Origin of the sequence: Campylobacter concisus (assembly GCF_002912425.1) — a bacterium.
GTDB lineage: Bacteria > Campylobacterota > Campylobacteria > Campylobacterales > Campylobacteraceae > Campylobacter_A > Campylobacter_A concisus_AH.
In genome coordinates, this window is record NZ_POYR01000033.1 from 1 (window position 1) to 18,782 (window position 18,782).

Sequence of the window (18,782 nt, forward strand, 5' to 3'; positions counted from 1 at the left end):
TTAAAATTCCGCTCACTCGCAAGAATTGACTACTGATTTTAGGTTTCGCAAAGCTCTCCACTAAAATCAGAGCCCAAATTTGCTAAGGACTAAATCTACATACCTCTTTTTATCTCTTGCTCTAGTCTTTGAAGCTCAGCAATTCTGTCACTAGTGCTAGGATGCGTTCTAAAAAGCACACCAAGCTTGCTAGTTAGTGAGCCAAATGGATTTACGATAAACATATGTGCGCTTTGCTCGCTTGCGTTTTGCATAACGTAAGAATTTGAGTAGTTTTCAAGCTTTCTTAGCGCGCTAGCTAGCCACTCTGGGTGTCCAGTTAGATAGGCTGCGCCTTTGTCCGCCTTATACTCGCGCTCCCTTGAGATCGCCATTTGGATGATCGTAGCAGCTAGTGGCATCACAACGGCGATGATTAGCATAATTACTGGGTTGGCGTTTCTCTGTGAGTTTTGATTTTGCCCTGCCACGGTGCCTATCTTGGCAAAATTTGCGACCATCGCGATAGCTCCAGCTAGTATGGCAGCGACTGAGCCAGTTAGGATGTCGTAGTGCCTTACGTGGCTTAGCTCGTGAGCTAGCACGCCCTCGATCTCGTTTTCATTTAAAATTTTTAAAAGACCCTCTGTCACTGCGACGGCTGCGTGGCTTGGGTTGCGGCCTGTGGCAAAGGCATTTGGCACCTCTTCTGGGATGATGTAAATTTTTGGCATCGGCAAATTCGCCTTTTGTGTGAGGCGTGAGACGATCTCATAAAGGCCGTGGGCGTTGCTCTCATCAACTGGGATGGCGTTATATCTTTTTAGCACGAGCTTGTCGCTAAAAAAGTAAGAAAATAGGTTCATGCCAGCTGCCATCAAAAAGGCGATCATCATGCCTTGCTCGCCGCCCACATAGCCGCCAACAGCGATAAAAACTAGCATTAAAGCAACCATTAAAAAAGCGGTTTTGAAAATTTCCATTTTTGTCCTTATTCTTTTATAGCATTTGGCAGGATCGCTGCGTCGATCTCAAATTTCGCAAGCTCGCAAAGGCTTGCTTCACTTTCTATCAAAACAGCGATAAGTGCGTCAAATAGGTAGTTTTGCGCAACTTTTGCCAGATCTTTTGCTAGCGTAATATCGGCAATAATAAATTTTGCTCCAGCGGCGTTTGCGATGATAGCTTCGTTTATATCATTTGCGATGATGCTAAAGCTTGCTCCAGTCTCTAACGCCCTTTTTATCAAATTTCTATCAAATTTAAAGAGATTTTGCCTGCCGCTTAAAATTTCATCTTCGCTTTTGCAAAGAAATAGCGGTTCAAATTTGATCAGTTCATCACCCAAAATTTTCATCTTTTACCCTTTATGCACTCTTTACAGATGTATTTTCCGTCCCTTAGCACCATTTGGTCGATGTCGCTAAAGACACCGCATTTGCTGCACTCCTCGAAGTTACTGGTGCTTATCTTGTCGCTTTTTTTTCTATTTTTAAAAAATATGATGTAAATCGCAACCAAAATCGCTACAAAAAGCAAGTATTTCAACGTGTCTCCTCTTGGTTTTTGAGATTAAAAAATATGTAGTTTCTGTTTTTTTCATTATAAATTTGCGCGTTGATGCCTGAAATTTCATCCATGACGCTAGAGCCCTTGTAGATGAGAAATTTGGTGTTTTCACCATAAAATCCCTCGCAAATTTTTATAAGCTCTTTTGTCTTGCTAAGCGCCCTTGAGGTGATGAGATCAGCCGTAAATTTATCTGCAAGCTCGATCTTTTGGCTATGAACTTCTAAATTTTGCAAGCCAAGCTCGATCTTAGCGTAGCTTAGAAATGACGACTTTTTTGCTATCGGCTCAAAAAGGTGCCACTTAGTGCGCGGCATCGCAAGGGCTAAAAATATCGCTGGAAAGCCAGCTCCACTGCCCACATCGATCGCAGTTTTGGCACTTAGGTCAAAAACTTCAAGCGGCCTAATGCTATCAAGCACCTGCTCGCTTATATCTTTATAGTTGCTTAAGCTATGAACCTTGTTAAATTTAGCAAAAATTTGAGCGTAAGCCTTTACTTTTTCGTCAAATTCAGCCGGCAAGCAAAGCTCATTTTTCATCACAAGATGTGCCCCATTTGCTCTTTTTTGACCTTTAAGTAGCCTTCGTTAAATTTATTTGGTTTGATGACGATAGGCACGCGCTTTACGATCTTTACTGAGCTTAGTCCGTGAAGTTTTAAAGGGTTGTTTGTGAGTAAATTTACCTCTTTTATGCCGTAGTGATTTAGGATAAAATCAACCACTTCATATGTCCTCTCATCAGCCTTAAAACCTAGCTGGTGATTGGCTTCTATCGTGTCAAAGCCCTTGTCTTGGAGGTTGTAGGCATTTATCTTGTTTAAAAGCCCGATATTTCTGCCCTCTTGACGCAGGTAGATGACCATACCGCCATTTTCTTCGATATATTTTAGGCTAGCTTCTAGCTGGTCGCGGCAGTCGCACTTTAGGCTCCCGATCGCATCGCCAGTTAGGCATTCGGAGTGAATTCTAAGATTTACTACTTCGCTTAGAGGCTCTTTGTAGATCACAAGGTGCTCTTTTGCCCCCTCTTTGAAGGCTTGAACCTTATAAGTGCCAAATCTTGAGGGTAGATTTGCGGCGTTTGAAATTTCTATTTTCATTTTAAATTTACTCCAACTGTGCTAAACTAGCTAAAAATCACGCATTTTAACAAAGAAAAGGCAAAAATATGTTTAAACGTTTTAGAAGATTAAGAATAAATCCAGCTTTAAGAGAGATGGTAAGAGAGACTAGCCTTAGCGTAAATGACTTTATCTATCCGCTCTTTGTGGTCGAGGGCAAAGGCGTTAAAAACGAGATCGCTTCGATGCCAGGCGTCTATCAAATGAGTATCGATGAAATTTTAAAAGAGTGTGAAGAGATAGTAAATTTAGGCATAAAATCGATCATTTTATTTGGCATACCAAGCCTAAAAGATAGCGTTGGCAGCGACGCACTAAGCAATGATGGCATCATCGCAACTGCGCTTCGTGCCATAAAGGATAAATTTCCAAATTTAGTAGTCGTCACCGATCTTTGCTTTTGCGAATACACAGACCACGGCCACTGCGGCATAATCGACCACGTGCATAACACCATCGACAACGACGCAACGCTTGAAATTTCAGCTAAACAAGCTTTGATACACGCTCAAAATGGCGCCGACATGATCGCACCAAGCGGCATGATGGATGGCATCATTGCAACGCTAAGAGAGACACTTGATAACAATGGCTTTGAAAATTTACCAGTGATGGCGTACTCGACTAAATTTGCCTCAGCTTACTACGGACCATTTCGTGACGTGGCGCAAAGCGCTCCAAGCTTTGGCGATAGAAAGAGCTACCAAATGGACAGCGCAAATCGTCTTGAAGCTATAAATGAGAGCTTGCAGGACGAGGCGCAAGGTGCTGATATCTTGATGGTAAAGCCAGCGCTTGCTTATCTTGACATCGTTAGAGAGCTTAGAAATTTGACACTTCTACCACTTTGCGTCTATAACGTAAGTGGCGAGTACGCACTGCTAAAAGCTGGCGCAAAAGCTGGCATTATCGACTACGAGCGCGTTATGATGGAGACATTAATCGGCTTTAAAAGAGCAGGGGCAAATTTGATCATCACCTATCACGCAAAAGAAGCGGCTAAAATTTTAAGGGGCTAAGATGAGGCACTTTTTGACGCTAAATGACTTTAGCAAAGATGAAATCGAGCAGATGATAAATTTAGCCCGCAAGATCAAAAAAGAGGCGAAGGCTAGAGAATTTAAGCCATATCTTAAAGATCAAAAGCTTGCGATGATATTTGAAAAAAGTTCAACCAGAACTAGAGTGAGCTTTGATGTAGGCATGCATGAGCTTGGTGGATATGCGCTATTTTTAAGCAAAAATGACATACAAATAGGCCGCGGCGAGCCTATACGTGACACCGCTAGAGTTATAAGCAGGATGTGCGATATGGCTATGCTAAGGGTCGATAGGCACGAGACACTAGAAGAATTTGCTAAATTTTCAAGCGTGCCAGTGATAAACGGCCTAAGCGATAAATTTCACCCAGTGCAGCTCATGGCAGACTATCTAACTATGCTTGAATTTAGCGCAGGCGAGAAGGTCGCGTACGTAGGGGACGGCAACAACATGACTCATTCGTGGCTCATGCTAGCTAGCAAGCTTGGCCTTGAGCTAAGGGTCGCCACGCCAAAAGGGTATGAGGCGGACGCTGAAATTTTAAAAATGGCTAATGAAAACGCAAAAATTTCAGGTGCGAAAATTTTTATCACAAATGATATAAAAGAAGCGGTAAATGGTGCCGATGTAGTGACTACGGACACTTGGGTATCGATGGGTCAAGAGGCCGAGAAAGAAAAGAGGCTAAAAGACTTTGCTGGATACTGCGTGGATGAAAATTTGATGAGTTTGGCTAAAAAAGATGCGATATTTTTGCACTGCTTGCCAGCTTACAGAGGCTACGAGGTGAGCGAGGCGGTCTTTGAAAGGCACGCGGATGAAATTTTTAGCGAGGCGGAAAATAGACTTCATGCCCAAAAGGGCGTGATGGTCTGGTTAGATGAGAGAAGAAGATGAGTGAAGAGAAAAATATATATGATGAGATAGATGAGATCGGTAATAACCTTGGGCTAAGCGAGCCTGAAAAAACGGTCTTTGAGATAGTTTCAACGAAAAATCCAAACGAGCACATTTTAAATTTAAAAAGTGGCTCTTGGGACTCGAAAGAGCCGTGGTTTGGCATTGATGAAAATCAAAATTTACACACGGTCATTTCTGTACAATCGCTCTCAGCTTTGATAGAGGCATTAAAAGAGTCGCAAAAAGAGAATTTTGACCTAAGGCTTGAAAAGACGATCTGGCAAAATATACCGGTTGATTTTAGCGATGTTTGGGTGGTTGCGATGGATGAGATCAAAAAGATCGCTCACGATAAAAAGAGCAGGCAGTTTAACATCGACCTTGATAAGCTGGTAAAAAATATCAAAAAAGAGCATCCAAATTTATTTGTAGATATAAAAGAGATGATCCAAATGGCAAGGAGCAGGGCAGATGATTGATTTTAGCGCGTATGTGAAGTATTCAAGGCCAGGGCCAAGATATACGAGCTATCCGACAGCACCGGAGTTTAGCGATAAATTTAGCTATGAGGCTTACGTAAAAGAGCTTGAAAACCGCGATAAAAAAAGGCCGCTTTCGCTTTATTTACACTTGCCATTTTGCAGGAGCGCTTGCTATTTTTGTGGCTGTAACGTTATCTACACGAGCAAAGAAGACCGCAAAGAGAGATATATAAGATATATAGAAAAAGAGCTTGAAATTTTAGCTCGCCACCTAGACACAAGCACTGAGGTCTTGCAGATGCACTTTGGTGGCGGCACCCCGACATTTTATAACGCCGCCCAGCTTGATGAGATCATCAAACTTATCAAGGCTAAATTTAAAAATTTCTCAAAAGAGGCCGAGATAAGCTGCGAGATAGACCCTAGATTTTTGACAAATGAGCAGCTTGATGTGCTCATATCTCACGGCTTTAACCGCATAAGCTACGGCGTACAAGACTTCGATGAGAAGGTGCAAAAAGAAATTCATAGAATTCAGCCATATGAGATCACTCAAAATGCCGTAAAAATGGCTAGGCAAAAGGGCATAAAATCAATAAATATGGACTTGATCTACGGCCTACCGTACCAAAGTCTGGAGAGCTTTAAAAAGACGCTCGAGCTTGCTCTTACACTTGATCCAGATAGGCTTGCAGTATTTAACTACGCTCACGTGCCGTGGATAAAAAAGTCGATGCGTAAATTTGATGAGACGACCCTGCCAAATCCAGAAGTGAAGCTTGAAATTTTAAAATTTACAGCTGAGTTTTTAACTAAAAATGGCTACAAAATGATAGGAATGGATCACTTTGCAAAGCCAAATGATGAGCTTTTTGGCGCTTTGGCAAATGGCACTTTGCATAGAAATTTTCAAGGCTATACGACAAAGGGTGGCGCTGATCTTATCGGTATAGGCATTACAAGTATCGGTGAGTGCAAAAGACACTATGCGCAAAATCATAAAGATATGGATGAGTATGAAAAAGCGATCGATAGTGGAAAGTTGCCATACGCAAAGGGAATTTATCTAAGCGATGAAGACTTGCTTAGAAAAAGTGTGATCATGAGTTTGATGAGTAATTTTGGGCTTAATATCAAGGCAGTCGAGGATGAATTTCATATAAATTTCTTTGAACATTTCAAAAATGAGCTTGAAGAGCTAAAGAATTTAAGTGAATTTGTCGATGTTACGACAGATAAGATCAGCGTAAATGAGACAGGAACGCTGATAATACGAAATATTGCAATGTGTTTTGATGAGTATCTTAAGAAAATTCCTGAAAATTTAAGGCGATTTTCTAAGACGATATAAAAATTATTTTTTTGTCATAAGGTATTTAAAATACGTTTAATATTTCTTGGTGTATAATTCGCACTAAAAGTCGAGCCAAAGCTTGACAATAAAAAGGTAAAAGGATCTAGTTATGAAAAAGATGTTAGCAATTAGTGCTTTGGCCGCAGCAACGTTGCTGTCTGCTCAAGATGTCCCTTACAGGATTTTTCTAGCTTCATTCGCTCAAGATGATAGCGCTGCTAGAATCGATAGTGCTGTTAGCAAAGTAAACAGCAAAATATCAGATAGCAGACTAACTACTGGCGTTTATGAAGTTGGTGGAAGAAAGTTTTTATATGTTGATACAACTCCAGTTTCTGAAAATGAAGCTAATGAGTTGTTAGCTAAAGTTCAAAATGAGTCAGGTTATAAAGATGCTTTAATGAGAGCTAAGTCACCTGTAACAAATGCTCAGTCAGCTAAAAAATCTAATATAGAGCAAACTATATCAGCAGAGCCTAAAGCAGCAGCTACAGCACAAGCTGATGATAGTGTATTGACTTTGGATCAAGTTGTAAAAACTATTTTAAATGAAAACCCAAGCTTAAAAGCTACAGAATTTAACTACTTACAAGTTGGTAAAGATCTAAAAATAGCTAAAAATGCCTACTATCCAACACTTGATGCAGCTGCTAGAGTAGGATATGAGAGAAAACGTCTTGATGATGGTCTTACAACAAGAAGAGGCGATGGCAGAGTATCTGGCGCATCTTTAACTTTAGTTGAAAACCTTTATAATGGTGGTGCTGATAAAAATAGAATCAACTCTCAAAGTGCAAGACTTGACTCAGCTGCTTACACAGTGGCTCAAGCTGCAGATAGACTAACACTAAGCGCTGCAAATGCTTACCTACAAGTTCTTCAAACAAAGAGAATTCTTGATATTGAAGAAGAAAACGTAAAAAGCCATGAAGAAATTTATAGCCAGATCAAAGATAGAGCAAGATCAGGTTACGGCGTAGCTTCTGAAGAGAGACAAGCTGGATCACGCTATACTTTGGCTCAATCAAACTATATAGCTGCAAAAAATAACTATGAAGACGCACTTTCTACATTCGAAAAACTATATGGAAGAAAAGTTGCAGCTAAAAACCTAGTAATGCCTGAATTTAATCTGCCATTACCAAGCACTAAAGAGGCTGTCTATGATAAAGCTGTTCTTTGCAACCCAACACTTCTAGTTCAAAGATCAAACATCGCTATGGCAGAGTCTGTTGTAAAAGAGAAAAATGCACCATTCTTACCAAAACTAGATCTTGTTGTGTCAGGTGCTTATGATCACTCAAATGTTTTATATGATGATTATGAAGAACAAACATTTGATGCCCTTTTAAGACTAAACTACAACCTTTACAACAAAGGTAACGATAAGCTAGATAAAGAGAAGAGCCAACTTGCTGTTCAACAAGAGCAACAAACTATGGACAACCTTGTAAGAGAGCTTAAAGAGTCTTTAGAATTCTCATGGCAAAACTATGTTCTTAACCAAGAAAAAATGGGATATCTAAATCAACACGTTGAATATGCAAAAGCTACACTTGATGCTTACCAAGATGAGTTTAGAATCGGTCGCCGCGACCTTATCAACCTACTTGATGCAGAAAACGAGTACAACACAGCTTTAAAAGAGATCGCTACAACTGAGACTGCACTATCTTATGCAAAATATAGATTGCTAGATAACATGGGTATGGTTTCAGATAGTTTTGAGCCAGGCTTTGCTAAGAGATATATTCAAGGCGCTTGCAGTATTCAAAACGACTTAAGATAAAAATTTAAAAGTGATGACCATGAGGGTCAAAGCAAAATTCTGGACGCTTACTTTAAGCGTCCTTTTTTCGTTATTAGCAATAAATGCTGTTGGGGATTTTGTAAAACAAACAACGATAGCAAAAGTGGCTAAAATTTATGGAGAAGATGCAAGAAGAAGGGCATCGGCATTAAATTCTTTAATGACTTCATTGCAAGATGCAACCGAACAAGAGAAATTAATAAAAGTAAATGATTTTTTTAACTCTTTTAGGTGGGTTGATGATATGCAACTTTGGCATAAAAAAGATTACTGGGCTACCAGAATGGAATTTGTAGGAAAAGGCGCGGGTGACTGTGAAGACTACGTTATCGCAAAGTATTTCACCCTAAAGCAACTTGGAATTCCAACTCAAAAATTATACTTCACATACGTTAAAGCCTTAAGATATAACCAAGCACATATGGTTTTGGCATATTATGATACACCAAAGTCTATTCCATTAATTTTAGACAACATAAATGGTAAAATAAAAATCGCAACTCAAAGAACAGACCTTGTGCCAGTTTATAGTTTCAACGGTGATTCGCTATACTTGGCAAAACAAGAAGGTCTTGGTCAGGCAATACCAGGTGGAAATAAAAAACAAAATCCTAAGTGGATGGAACTAATAGATAGGATAGGAAAAGAGGATTTATGACGCTATTTAAACAGATTATGATCGCTGTGATAGCTTTTGGCATCGTGATTTTTATGGCTGTTGGCTACTTAAATTTTAAGAGCCTAAATGGATACATCAACGATCAGCTCGGTGAAAACGCAAGGCACACAGCAAACTCACTTGGACTTGCTTTAAAGCCGATTGTTGATCCTGAGGATATGTCTTTGGCACAAACGATGATAAATTCTATGTTTGATAGCGGCAGATACAAGCTCATTAAACTTGAAGACGTAGATGGTAAGGTGCTCATAGAAAATTCTCAACAAACTATTGTTAAAGATATCCCTGAGTGGTTTTATAAGATCGCTAAATTTGAAGCTCCTGTTGCAACTAGCGAGATCATGACTGGCTGGGCTAAATTTGGCACACTCTATGTTCAAGGTAGCACAGCACTTGCCTACAATGAGCTTTACTCAAACTCAAAAAATATTTTTAACTTTCTAGCTTTAATGATCATCATCGCTCTTGTTGTGGCGTTTTTCGCTCTTAAGGCAATATTTAGACCACTTGTTAAGGTTCAAGATCAAGCTGAAGCGATACTTGATAATAAATTTATCATCCAAAAGAGAATTCCATTCACAACCGACCTTAAAAAGATGGTGCTCGCCATGAACTCGATGGTTAGCAAGGTTCAAGACATATTTGAAAGAGAGGCGGCTACGCTTAGCAAGTATCAAGAGCTTTTATATAAAGACTCTATGAGCGGCACTTATAATAGAAGATTTTTTCAAACTAAATTTAGTGAGTATTTAGCAAGTGAAGAGTATTCAAGCGGTGTTGCTTCGCTTGTTAGCTTTAAAGATCTAGCAGGGCTAAAAGGCGTTCTTGGCTTTGAAAAATGGCAAAGTGTCATCATAAAAATAGCCCAAATTTTACAAGAAAAATCAACCGAAAATGACCAAAATGCGATCGTTGCAAGGCTAAATGACAACGACTTTATTTTGCTTTCTTACGGTAAAAACTCATCAAATTTCTCAGCTTTAGACGATAAGATCATGGCTGAGTTTAAAAAACTCTATGCAAATTTCTCTATAAACGATAGCGAATGCCCAGTCAATGCAGCTATTGTCGAGTATTCGCCAAGCACTGATATGAGGACGCTACTTACATCAGCTGACGTTACTTTGGCTAGTGCAAGACTGGCTGGCTGCTTTACTTGTAAAAAATTTAATGCAAATCAAAACACTCTAGTCATCGGCAAAGAGAAATATAAAGAGCTTATCTTTGACTCTATAAAAGAGGATAAATTTAAATTTGCAGCTCAAAAAGTAGTTGGTTTTGACTCAAGCTTTGAGCAGTATGAACTTTATCTAAGGCTAGTTGATAGCGAGGGTAAATGGCGTATGGCATCATACTTTATGCCAATGGTAAATGAGCTAAATTTAGGTGCGATGCTCGATCTTCACATTCTAAATAGAATCGCTAGAATTTTGCCTGAAAATATCTTGCCTCAAGGAAGCTTGGCGATAAATTTGGGTAAAGAGATACTAAGCTCGGATGAAAATTTCTCAAAACTTGAAGCTACGCTTAAGAAGATCGCTCAAATTTCAAAATCTAAAAACTATATAGAAATTCCAAACAAAGACGATATTAGTATCGAAAGTATAGTTAGACTTACTAAAAAATTAAAAGAACTCGGCTTTGGTTTTGGATTTGACCACTTTGAACTCAGTGCAAAAGGCATTGAGAAGCTAAAAGAATTTAATCCAGACTATGTAAAGATCCAGTCAAGCGTCTTAATCGACTTTTTAAGTGATAAATCAGGAGCAAACACAAAACAATCACTAGATGTTGTTTTAAGCTCAAAAGATATCATTTTGATTGCGATCGGTGTTGAGAGCGAAGAGCAAAAGAGTAAGCTAATTGAGCTTGGCATTAAAAATATGCAAGGAATTTACATAGATGAAATCAAAAATATTGGATGATAGATGCATAGCGATAAGATAAAAGACGAACTGCTTCAATGTTTGGTGATCTTTACCAAACTTCATAACAACCCATATAGTGCCGATGCTTTAACTATCGGTCTGCCTGTAAAAGATGGCGAAGAGATCGAGCTTTTTTCACTAAAGAGCTCGAAGTCTTTATTTTCTCGTGCAGCTTCACGTGCTGGCTTTGCATCAACGCTTGTCAGAAAAGACCTTGATCAAATTTCACCTTTAGTTTTGCCTTGTATCTTGATGCTTAGAGGCAAAAAAGCGTGCATCTTGCAATCTTTCAGCGAAGACAAAAAGATGGCAAACATCATCACGCCTGATCTTTCAACTGGCACTAGCACGATAGAAACAAGCAAGCTAAAAGATGAGTATCTAGGCTATGCTTACTACCTAAAACGTGAATTTGTCCCAGAAGATACAAGCTCGACAAAGCTTATCGACGCTGGCAATGACCACTGGTTTTGGGGCACTTTAAAGCGCTCTAAGAAAATTTACTTTGACGTCGTGATAGCAAGCTTTATCATAAACTTATTTGTCCTTGCAAGCCCGCTCTTTACGATGAACGTCTATGACCGCGTTGTGCCAAATAATGCAGTTGAGACACTTTGGGTTCTAGCGCTTGGCGTGAGCGTCGTTTATGGTATCGATCTATTTTTAAAATTTGTTCGTTCATATTTTCTTGAGATCGCAGGTAAGAAGAGCGATATCATTATGAGCTCTATCCTGTTTGAGCGCGTCATGGATATGAAATTTAGCAATAAGCCAAAGTCAGTTGGTTCGTTTGCTAGTAACTTAAAAGAATTTGACACAGTTAGAAATTTCTTCTCATCTGCGTCACTTGCTGCCATTGTTGATCTACCATTTGCGTTAATCTTTTTGATAGTTACCTACTTTATAGGAAGCTACCTTGTGCTTGTGCCTATCGTCATCATGATAGCTATTTTGTGCTACACATTTTTTATAAAAGATCCACTTCAAAACGCTATCAAGAGCACATTTGAGGCTTCAGCTATGAAAAATGGAATTTTGATAGAGAGTCTTAGTAGCTTGGAGACCATTAAAACTCTTGGTGCTAGCGGACACGTGCAGTGGAACTGGGAAGAGGCGACTGGCGAGATAGCAAACAGAAGCATCAAATCAAAAATAATCACTACTTCAATTACAACTGTGACTTCATTTTTGGTGCAGTTAAACACTATCGCTATCATCGTTCTTGGCGTTTATATGATACAAGATACGCACCTTACAATGGGTGGTTTGATCGCTGCTGTTATGCTTAGCTCTCGTGCGATCGCTCCTATGGGTCAAGTAGCTTCGCTAGCTGCAAATTTCGAGCAGACAAAGACAGCTTATCAAAGCCTTAGCAAGATCATGCAGATGCCAGTTGAAAGACCTGAGGGCAAGAAATTTGTTAGAAGAAATTCTTTTGAAGGCAAGATAGAGTTTAAAAACGTTAGCTTTACATATCCAGATACTACAAAGGGCTCACTTGATAGGATAAATTTTGTCATTCAGCCGGGTGAGAAAGTAGGCATCATCGGTAGAAATGGCTCTGGTAAGACAACCTTACAAAAGATAATTCTAGGCCTTTATGCACCGACTGAAGGCTCAGTGCTAATTGATGGTATAGATATCAACCAGATCGACCCAGCTGACCTTAGAAGAAATATCGGCTACGTGCCACAAGATGTTGTGCTATTTAAAGGAACAGTTAGAGAAAATATCGTTCAAAAAGCTCCTTATGTCGATGATATGCAGATCATTAAAGCTGCTAAAGTAAGTGGCGTAGATGAATATGTCAATGCTCACCCGCTTGGTTTTGATATGCCAGTATTTGAAAGAGGCGATGGCATCAGTGGCGGTCAGCGTCAAAGTATAGCTGTGGCTAGGGCGTTTTTGCTAGATAGTCCTATTATCTTGCTTGACGAGCCTACAAATTCGTTAGACAATACAGTTGAGAGCAAGCTAAAAGCAAATTTAAAGGTAAATACTGTAAATAAAACTATGATTTTAGTAACTCACAGAACATCGATGCTCGATCTTGTTGATAGGCTCATAGTGATGGATAACGGCAAAATTTTACTAGATGGTCCAAGAGACGAAGTTTTAGCTAGACTTAGTGGGAAGTGATTATGCAAGAAGATATAAAAAATCAACAAAATGAAAATTTAAAGCCAGACGAAAAGCCAGTCCAAAAAAGCGACATAAAAGATCAAGAGAGTGCTGGAGATCAAATTTTAAATAGCGTAGATGGCATCAAGTCAAACATCCAAGCAAAAAACTACGATGCTTATGACTTGAAATTTATGTCAAGCCTCTCAGAAGCAGTTTTGGCAAAAGCTCCATCAACCTCAAAAAAGATACTTTATGCAGTTAGTATAACTGTATTTTGGCTACTTATCTGGGCTTCGTGGGCGCAGATAGATGAGATAACAAGAGGTAGCGGCAAGATCATCCCATCAGGCAAAAACCAAGCGATACAAAACCTTGAAGGTGGTATCGTGGATCAAATTTTTGTAAAAGAGGGCGATGAGGTTAAAAAAGATCAAATTTTAATCAGACTTGATAATAAAAACTTTACAAGTAGCTACGGCGAGTCAAAGCTAAGACTTGATGAGCTTCAGGCTAAATTTATGAGGCTTGATGCTGAAGCAAATGATAAAGAATTTGACTATAACGAAACAAGAGATATGAATAATAGCAAGGCCGTAAGATACGAGATAAGCTTGCATAACTCAAACATCGATCACTTAAATGAGCAAATAGGAATTCTAACAGAGCAGATCCATCAGCGCCAAAGCGAGCTAAATGAGCTTAGAAACAAAATTTCTCAAACTCAAAATAGCTACAACCTTGTTTTAAAAGAAAAAGCGATCATGGAGCCTATATTTAAAAAAGGTCTTGTTAGCGAGGTTGAGTATATCCAGCTTCAAAGACGTGTAAATGACCTAAAGGGCGAGCTTGACGCATCTGTGCTTGCTGTACCAAGGGTCGAATCAACCATAAAAGAGGCAAAAAATAAGATAGAAGAGGCAAAGCTGGCATTTAAAAACAATGCAAAAAAAGAGCTAAACGAAGTCTCTGCTGAGATCGCAAGGATAAACGAGTCGCAAATCAGCCTAAGTGATAGAGTTGAAAGAACTTATGTGAGATCTCCTGTAAATGGCATCGTTAGTAAGATGATGGTGCATACCGTCTCAGGTGTTATCAAGCCTGGTGAAAACATAGCTGAGATCGTCCCACTAGAAGATAAGCTCATCGCCGAGGTAAAGGTTAAGCCAGCTGATGTTGCGTTCTTAAGACCTGGACTTGATACGATGGTTAAATTTACAGCGTATGATTTTAGTATTTATGGCGGTTTAAAAGGCAAAGTAACGCAGATCAGTGCCGATACCGAGACAAATGAAAAAACTGGCGAGAGCTACTATCTAGTCAGGATAGAAACTGAGAAAAACTATCTTGGTAGCGAAGAGAAGCCACTTAGGATCAAGGTTGGTATGATAGTTTCAGCTGATATCATCACTGGTAAAAAGACGATACTTGACTATTTGCTAAAACCTATCTTAAAAGCAAAACAAAACGCTTTAACGGAGCGATAATGCAAAAGTCAGCTAGCTTTGAGCGAAATTTTAGCGAATATCAAATTTCAAGAGCAAAGCTGGCTGAGGAATTTATCATTGTAAATGATGGCAAAATATGCGATCTAATCGGAAGAGAGGTCATTAAATTTCTCTTTAAAGACTGTGAAAAAAGCTTTGATGAGATGATAAATTTAAAAAAAGAAGAGCATATCAGCTTGGCTGGGCTAAAGATAGAAGATGAGCTAGTAAGCAGCATCAAGATATCAATTAGTGGCTACGATGAAAGCAGCGATAGCTTGGACTTTGATCTAAATTTACTATCTCTTAGCGTGCCATATAGATACGCTATATCAAATGGTTGTTTTGAGATGAGTATCTTTTTAAAAGAAGACAAAGAAGTGGTCGAGAAATTTTTATCCACTTTTAGTTATAAATTTGAGGCAAATAGTGGCAAGGAACGCTACTTGATCGTTTTCGTAAATGAGTCAAAAATTTACGAGCAAACCTATATGTGATATAAGGAAATATGGTTATGAATGTGGTTTTTTTTACTCAAAATGGTTCGCTTAATAATCTTTGGCGAGGGTACTTTTCAGATGACGATGTGAAATTTACTCACAATAAAAAGGATTTTTTTGTAAATTTAAACGACAATGTTGATATTGTTGGTATCGATACAAACGCTTTTAAAGATAGCCTTGATGAAAATATTAAAACCATTCATGAAAGTTTTCCAAATATAAAATGTCTAATCCTTGCAAACGAACCAAAATTTAGTGAAGGCAAACATCTGCTGGCTCTTGGTGTCAAAGGATATGCAAACTCACACATGAGAAAAACTCACTTTGAAGATGCCTTTGAGACGATTTTAAATGGCAAAGTTTGGCTTTATCCAGAATTTATCCAAGCGATGATCGGAGAACTAACTGGCTCATATATAAATAATGAAAGTGAAACTTTAGAGAAAAAATCTGATCTAAGCGAGCTTAGCTCACGCGAAAAAGAGATCGCAAACTTAATATATCAAGGTCTAACAAACAATGAAATTTCAGAGCAAACAGGCATTACTTTAAGGACGGTAAAGGCGCACACTACGTCGATTTACAGCAAGCTAAATGTGAAAGATAGAATAGGTCTTGTGCTTTTGATGAAGCAGCTGCATGCGTAAAATTTTGCTTCTTTTTTTTGTCTCTTCTCTTTTTGCAAATAATTTTGAAATTTCTCCAAAAAATATATCTCAATGTAAAAATCAAATTTGCAAAAATATCCTAAATCACTATGCAAATTTTATGAAAAAAATAGAACACGAAAGCTTTATAAGAAAGCTGGAGCTCATAAATTCATACTTAAATTCTTTGATGCCAAGATATGATGATTTTTACAATACAAATGTAGATGTGTGGAGTACTAGGGGTGAGTTTTTAAGGCGAGGTGGCGGAGACTGCGAAGAGTACGCGATATCAAAGCGCGATAGCCTAAAAGATCTTGGCGTGGATAATCAAAAATGCCTTCTAGTAGTTCAGGAAAAAAATACAAAAAAATATCATATGGTGCTAGCTGTTTGGGAAAATTTACACAAAGAGCCTTTTATACTGGATAATCTAAGCTTTAGAGTTTTGCCGCTTTCGAAGCGCTACGACTTGGTGCCAGAGTATTGCTTGATGGATGGGAAATATTTTAAGATAAAAAAAGATGGCATAAATTTAGAGCCAGTGAATATAAGAATGCAAACTTACGAAAATTTGATAAAAAAGGAAAAAGAAGAGAAATTTTGGAAGAATTAATCTTCCAAGTCAATGTCTATTTTTTCAACATTCGTTGTAATATCTTTAGTATTTTTCTCAATGTTGTGTTTATTTTTCTCGATTAGTGACCTGTTTTGACCTATAAGGTCTCTATTTTCTTTGATACCATCACTGTTTTGCTCGATCATTTTGCTTAGTGTCGCTATCTTTTTTTCATAGCGGATCATTAAGAAATAGATCACATAAATTAGCAGTAAAATTACCGCCCAAGGTAAAAATTGCATATTAAATCCTTTGTAATTTTTTGTAATTATAGAAATTTTAGCTTTTAAAAAAAATAAAACAATGAAAATATGAAATTTTATATATGTAAAATTTATCTTTGTTTTTTGGTAAAAGCAGCTTAGTCTAGCGGGCGTTTTTGAAATTTTTTTTAAATTCTATAGATTTTTGATTGCAAAAAATTATATAAAATATTTTTCAAAATCTCCTTGACTTTTATTTTATTTTGGGCTATAATTGCCACTTCACAAAACAGGTGCTGGTGTAGCTCAGTTGGTAGAGCTACTGCCTTGTAAGCAGTGGGTCGGCGGTTCAAGTCCGTTCACCAGCTCCATTTTGTAACAGTGTTTGACCAGAAAATACCAAAATAACTTATTAATGTTTAAGGTGAGATACTCAAGCGGCCAACGAGGGCAGACTGTAAATCTGCTGACTATGTCTTCCGTGGTTCGAATCCACGTCTCACCACCATTGTTATGCGGGAGTAGCTCAGTTGGCTAGAGCATCAGCCTTCCAAGCTGAGGGTCGCGGGTTCGAGCCCCGTTTCCCGCTCCAAAATTTGGGAAAGTAAACTGGGAGCTGTATCTAGATTTTACTAAACACAGTTATTCCATCTTTATTTTCATGAATTTTTAGTTGTTTGTATGTTGATTAAAATCATCTCAGCCAAGCGTTTTTCGCTCATATGGCTCAGAGGTAGAGCACTTCCTTGGTAAGGAAGAGGTCGCGGGTTCAAGTCCCGCTATGAGCTCCACTGGTTTATATGATTTTATATTGCTATACGAATTTGAATTAGATAAAGACACATATCATAACGGAGGAAAAGATGGCTAAAGAAAAATTTTCACGCAACAAGCCACACGTAAACATAGGCACTATCGGTCACGTTGACCATGGTAAAACTACTTTAACAGCTGCAATATCTGCTGTTCTTTCACGCAAAGGTCTTGCTGAGCTAAAAGATTATGATAATATTGATAATGCTCCAGAAGAGAAAGAGCGTGGTATTACAATTGCTACTTCGCACATTGAGTATGAGACAGAGAAACGTCACTATGCTCACGTTGACTGCCCAGGTCACGCCGACTATGTAAAAAATATGATTACAGGTGCTGCTCAAATGGACGGCGCTATTCTTGTTGTTTCTGCAGCAGACGGCCCAATGCCACAAACTAGAGAGCACATCTTGCTATCTCGCCAAGTTGGTGTTCCTTACATTGTTGTTTTCATGAACAAAGCAGACATGGTTGATGACGCTGAGTTACTTGAACTAGTTGAAATGGAAATTCGCGAACTACTTAACGAGTATAACTTCCCAGGTGATGATACTCCGATAGTTTCTGGTTCAGCACTTAAAGCTCTTGAAGAGGCAAAAGCTGGACAAGATGGCGAATGGTCAGCAAAAATTATGGAACTAATGGATGCAGTTGATAGCTATATCCCAACTCCAGTTCGTGCTACGGACAAAGATCTTCTTATGCCAATCGAAGACGTTTTCTCAATTTCAGGTCGTGGTACAGTTGTAACAGGTAGAATTGAAAAAGGTGTTGTTAAAGTTGGTGACACAATAGAAATCGTTGGTATCAAACCTACACAAACAACAACAGTTACTGGTGTTGAGATGTTTAGAAAAGAGATGGATCAAGGTGAAGCTGGCGATAACGTTGGTGTTCTTCTTCGTGGTACTAAAAAAGAAGACGTTGAACGTGGTATGGTTCTTTGCAAGCCTAAATCAATTACTCCTCACACAAAATTTGAGGGTGAGGTTTATATCTTAACTAAAGAAGAGGGTGGTCGCCATACTCCTTTCTTTAACAACTATAGACCACAATTCTACGTAAGAACAACTGACGTTACTGGTTCTATTACATTACCAGAAGGCACAGAGATGGTTATGCCAGGTGATAACGTAAGAATTTCTGTTGAGCTTATAGCTCCAGTTGCACTTGAAGAAGGAACTCGTTTTGCTATTCGTGAAGGTGGTAGAACTGTTGGTTCAGGTGTTGTTTCAAAAATACTTGGTTAATTTATAAAATTATGTCAAAGGGGAAACCCTTTGGCTTTCTATAAGGAATATATATGAGAATTAAAATCGGTTTAAAATGCTCTGAGTGTGGTGATATTAATTATACTACTACAAAAAACAGTAAAACCACTACAGATAAGGTTGAGCTCAAAAAATATTGCCCAAGATTAAAAAAACATACTGTTCATAAAGAAGTTAAGCTAAAAAGCTAATTAAGAATAAGTAGCTATTAGGGCAATAGCTCCAACGGTAGAGCGCTGGATTCCAAATC

At 38.6% G+C, this 18,782-nt stretch carries 20 protein-coding genes and 4 tRNA genes; 18 read left to right on the forward strand and 6 right to left on the reverse strand.

Annotated features, from left to right (window positions below; genetic code table 11):
- Positions 1–95 precede the first annotated feature (95 nt).
- The 5 genes from htpX to ribA are packed head-to-tail and all read right to left on the reverse strand — an operon-like array spanning position 96 to position 2,653.
- Positions 96–962, reverse strand: a complete 867-nt coding sequence (htpX, locus tag CYP84_RS01645) for a zinc metalloprotease HtpX (RefSeq protein ID WP_087583677.1) — start codon at positions 960–962, stop codon at positions 96–98.
- Between the two features lie 8 nt (positions 963–970).
- Positions 971–1,336: a hypothetical protein gene (locus CYP84_RS01650; RefSeq protein WP_103636454.1), complete on the reverse strand. Its 366-nt coding sequence runs from the start codon at positions 1,334–1,336 to the stop codon at positions 971–973.
- On the reverse strand, positions 1,333–1,527 hold the full coding sequence (locus CYP84_RS01655) for a hypothetical protein (protein WP_103636455.1): 195 nt from the start codon (positions 1,525–1,527) through the stop codon (positions 1,333–1,335). Before CYP84_RS01655 ends, CYP84_RS01650 begins: the two co-directional genes overlap by 4 nt.
- Entirely contained in the window at positions 1,524–2,090 is a 567-nt protein-coding gene (rsmG, locus tag CYP84_RS01660; protein WP_103636456.1) for a 16S rRNA (guanine(527)-N(7))-methyltransferase RsmG, read from the reverse strand. The genes CYP84_RS01655 and rsmG overlap by 4 nt, the downstream gene beginning before the upstream one ends.
- Positions 2,090–2,653 carry a GTP cyclohydrolase II gene (gene ribA, locus CYP84_RS01665; RefSeq protein ID WP_103572161.1) on the reverse strand — a complete coding sequence of 188 codons (564 nt, stop codon included), beginning with the start codon at positions 2,651–2,653 and terminating at the stop codon, positions 2,090–2,092. Before ribA ends, rsmG begins: the two co-directional genes overlap by 1 nt.
- Before the next feature lie 68 nt (positions 2,654–2,721).
- Here ribA and hemB point away from each other — a divergent pair, with 68 nt between their 5' ends.
- The 12 genes from hemB (at position 2,722) to CYP84_RS01725 (ending at position 16,242) form a co-directional block, all read left to right on the forward strand.
- Positions 2,722–3,693 (forward strand): porphobilinogen synthase, encoded by a 972-nt coding sequence (hemB, locus tag CYP84_RS01670; RefSeq protein WP_103608451.1) that lies wholly within the window; start codon positions 2,722–2,724, stop codon positions 3,691–3,693.
- Between the two features lies 1 nt (position 3,694).
- Positions 3,695–4,612, forward strand: coding sequence for an ornithine carbamoyltransferase (argF, locus tag CYP84_RS01675; protein WP_103636457.1), 918 nt, complete (start codon positions 3,695–3,697; stop codon positions 4,610–4,612).
- The gene (locus CYP84_RS01680) at positions 4,609–5,094 is read left to right on the forward strand and encodes a DUF2603 domain-containing protein (protein WP_012001494.1); all 486 of its coding nucleotides are present in this window, start codon (positions 4,609–4,611) and stop codon (positions 5,092–5,094) included. Before argF ends, CYP84_RS01680 begins: the two co-directional genes overlap by 4 nt.
- The gene (gene hemN, locus CYP84_RS01685; RefSeq protein ID WP_087583685.1) at positions 5,087–6,448 is read left to right on the forward strand and encodes an oxygen-independent coproporphyrinogen III oxidase; all 1,362 of its coding nucleotides are present in this window, start codon (positions 5,087–5,089) and stop codon (positions 6,446–6,448) included. The genes CYP84_RS01680 and hemN overlap by 8 nt, the downstream gene beginning before the upstream one ends.
- Before the next feature lie 112 nt (positions 6,449–6,560).
- A complete protein-coding gene (locus CYP84_RS01690) occupies positions 6,561–8,240 on the forward strand; it encodes a TolC family outer membrane protein (protein ID WP_103596751.1) in 1,680 nt (559 codons plus the stop codon).
- Between the two features lie 19 nt (positions 8,241–8,259).
- Positions 8,260–8,919, forward strand: a complete 660-nt coding sequence (locus CYP84_RS01695; protein ID WP_103636458.1) for a transglutaminase-like cysteine peptidase — start codon at positions 8,260–8,262, stop codon at positions 8,917–8,919.
- Positions 8,916–10,865, forward strand: a complete 1,950-nt coding sequence (locus CYP84_RS01700) for a bifunctional diguanylate cyclase/phosphodiesterase (RefSeq protein ID WP_103636459.1) — start codon at positions 8,916–8,918, stop codon at positions 10,863–10,865. The genes CYP84_RS01695 and CYP84_RS01700 overlap by 4 nt, the downstream gene beginning before the upstream one ends.
- Before the next feature lie 3 nt (positions 10,866–10,868).
- A complete protein-coding gene (locus CYP84_RS01705) occupies positions 10,869–13,007 on the forward strand; it encodes a type I secretion system permease/ATPase (protein WP_002941147.1) in 2,139 nt (712 codons plus the stop codon).
- Positions 13,008–13,009: 2 nt separating this feature from the next.
- On the forward strand, positions 13,010–14,476 hold the full coding sequence (locus CYP84_RS01710; RefSeq protein WP_103636460.1) for an HlyD family type I secretion periplasmic adaptor subunit: 1,467 nt from the start codon (positions 13,010–13,012) through the stop codon (positions 14,474–14,476).
- Positions 14,476–14,973, forward strand: coding sequence for a DUF5416 family protein (locus CYP84_RS01715; RefSeq protein ID WP_103636461.1), 498 nt, complete (start codon positions 14,476–14,478; stop codon positions 14,971–14,973). The genes CYP84_RS01710 and CYP84_RS01715 overlap by 1 nt, the downstream gene beginning before the upstream one ends.
- Before the next feature lie 17 nt (positions 14,974–14,990).
- Complete coding sequence (locus CYP84_RS01720) at positions 14,991–15,626, forward strand: response regulator transcription factor (RefSeq protein ID WP_103636462.1); 636 nt, start codon at positions 14,991–14,993, stop codon at positions 15,624–15,626.
- A gap of 121 nt (positions 15,627–15,747) precedes the next feature.
- The gene (locus CYP84_RS01725; protein ID WP_223227313.1) at positions 15,748–16,242 is read left to right on the forward strand and encodes a transglutaminase-like cysteine peptidase; all 495 of its coding nucleotides are present in this window, start codon (positions 15,748–15,750) and stop codon (positions 16,240–16,242) included.
- Here the strand turns inward: CYP84_RS01725 and CYP84_RS01730 are convergent.
- Complete coding sequence (locus CYP84_RS01730; RefSeq protein ID WP_002941090.1) at positions 16,239–16,487, reverse strand: hypothetical protein; 249 nt, start codon at positions 16,485–16,487, stop codon at positions 16,239–16,241. The genes CYP84_RS01725 and CYP84_RS01730 overlap by 4 nt on opposite strands.
- A gap of 256 nt (positions 16,488–16,743) precedes the next feature.
- On the opposite strand from CYP84_RS01730, the gene CYP84_RS01735 reads away from it, so the two are divergent.
- The 6 genes from CYP84_RS01735 to rpmG all read left to right on the forward strand — a co-directional run bounded on the left by CYP84_RS01735 (position 16,744) and on the right by rpmG (position 18,723).
- A tRNA-Thr gene (locus CYP84_RS01735) sits at positions 16,744–16,819 on the forward strand.
- Positions 16,820–16,871: 52 nt separating this feature from the next.
- Positions 16,872–16,956: transfer RNA gene (locus CYP84_RS01740), tRNA-Tyr, on the forward strand.
- Between the two features lie 7 nt (positions 16,957–16,963).
- Positions 16,964–17,040 (forward strand) — tRNA-Gly (locus tag CYP84_RS01745).
- Between the two features lie 124 nt (positions 17,041–17,164).
- Positions 17,165–17,239: transfer RNA gene (locus CYP84_RS01750), tRNA-Thr, on the forward strand.
- A 72-nt stretch (positions 17,240–17,311) separates the two neighbouring features.
- Positions 17,312–18,511 (forward strand): elongation factor Tu, encoded by a 1,200-nt coding sequence (tuf, locus tag CYP84_RS01755; protein ID WP_002941132.1) that lies wholly within the window; start codon positions 17,312–17,314, stop codon positions 18,509–18,511.
- A gap of 53 nt (positions 18,512–18,564) precedes the next feature.
- Positions 18,565–18,723 carry a 50S ribosomal protein L33 gene (rpmG, locus tag CYP84_RS01760; RefSeq protein WP_002941157.1) on the forward strand — a complete coding sequence of 53 codons (159 nt, stop codon included), beginning with the start codon at positions 18,565–18,567 and terminating at the stop codon, positions 18,721–18,723.
- Positions 18,724–18,782 lie beyond the last annotated feature (59 nt).

What these genes read in the sequence shown, in the direction of transcription:
- argF (WP_103636457.1), top strand. Translation starts at nt 3,695, where the DNA reads ATGAGGCACTTTTTGACGCTAAATGACTTTAGCAAAGATGAAATCGAG.
- CYP84_RS01695 (WP_103636458.1), top strand. Translation starts at nt 8,260, where the DNA reads ATGAGGGTCAAAGCAAAATTCTGGACGCTTACTTTAAGCGTCCTTTTT.
- htpX (WP_087583677.1), bottom strand. Translation starts at nt 962, where the DNA reads ATGGAAATTTTCAAAACCGCTTTTTTAATGGTTGCTTTAATGCTAGTT.
- CYP84_RS01650 (WP_103636454.1), bottom strand. Translation starts at nt 1,336, where the DNA reads ATGAAAATTTTGGGTGATGAACTGATCAAATTTGAACCGCTATTTCTT.
- CYP84_RS01690 (WP_103596751.1), top strand. Translation starts at nt 6,561, where the DNA reads ATGAAAAAGATGTTAGCAATTAGTGCTTTGGCCGCAGCAACGTTGCTG.
- CYP84_RS01720 (WP_103636462.1), top strand. Translation starts at nt 14,991, where the DNA reads ATGAATGTGGTTTTTTTTACTCAAAATGGTTCGCTTAATAATCTTTGG.
- tuf (WP_002941132.1), top strand. Translation starts at nt 17,312, where the DNA reads ATGGCTAAAGAAAAATTTTCACGCAACAAGCCACACGTAAACATAGGC.
- CYP84_RS01710 (WP_103636460.1), top strand. Translation starts at nt 13,010, where the DNA reads ATGCAAGAAGATATAAAAAATCAACAAAATGAAAATTTAAAGCCAGAC.
- hemB (WP_103608451.1), top strand. Translation starts at nt 2,722, where the DNA reads ATGTTTAAACGTTTTAGAAGATTAAGAATAAATCCAGCTTTAAGAGAG.
- ribA (WP_103572161.1), bottom strand. Translation starts at nt 2,653, where the DNA reads ATGAAAATAGAAATTTCAAACGCCGCAAATCTACCCTCAAGATTTGGC.
- CYP84_RS01680 (WP_012001494.1), top strand. Translation starts at nt 4,609, where the DNA reads ATGAGTGAAGAGAAAAATATATATGATGAGATAGATGAGATCGGTAAT.
- hemN (WP_087583685.1), top strand. Translation starts at nt 5,087, where the DNA reads ATGATTGATTTTAGCGCGTATGTGAAGTATTCAAGGCCAGGGCCAAGA.
- CYP84_RS01725 (WP_223227313.1), top strand. Translation starts at nt 15,748, where the DNA reads ATGAAAAAAATAGAACACGAAAGCTTTATAAGAAAGCTGGAGCTCATA.
- CYP84_RS01700 (WP_103636459.1), top strand. Translation starts at nt 8,916, where the DNA reads ATGACGCTATTTAAACAGATTATGATCGCTGTGATAGCTTTTGGCATC.
- rpmG (WP_002941157.1), top strand. Translation starts at nt 18,565, where the DNA reads ATGAGAATTAAAATCGGTTTAAAATGCTCTGAGTGTGGTGATATTAAT.
- CYP84_RS01715 (WP_103636461.1), top strand. Translation starts at nt 14,476, where the DNA reads ATGCAAAAGTCAGCTAGCTTTGAGCGAAATTTTAGCGAATATCAAATT.
- CYP84_RS01730 (WP_002941090.1), bottom strand. Translation starts at nt 16,487, where the DNA reads ATGCAATTTTTACCTTGGGCGGTAATTTTACTGCTAATTTATGTGATC.
- CYP84_RS01705 (WP_002941147.1), top strand. Translation starts at nt 10,869, where the DNA reads ATGCATAGCGATAAGATAAAAGACGAACTGCTTCAATGTTTGGTGATC.
- rsmG (WP_103636456.1), bottom strand. Translation starts at nt 2,090, where the DNA reads ATGAAAAATGAGCTTTGCTTGCCGGCTGAATTTGACGAAAAAGTAAAG.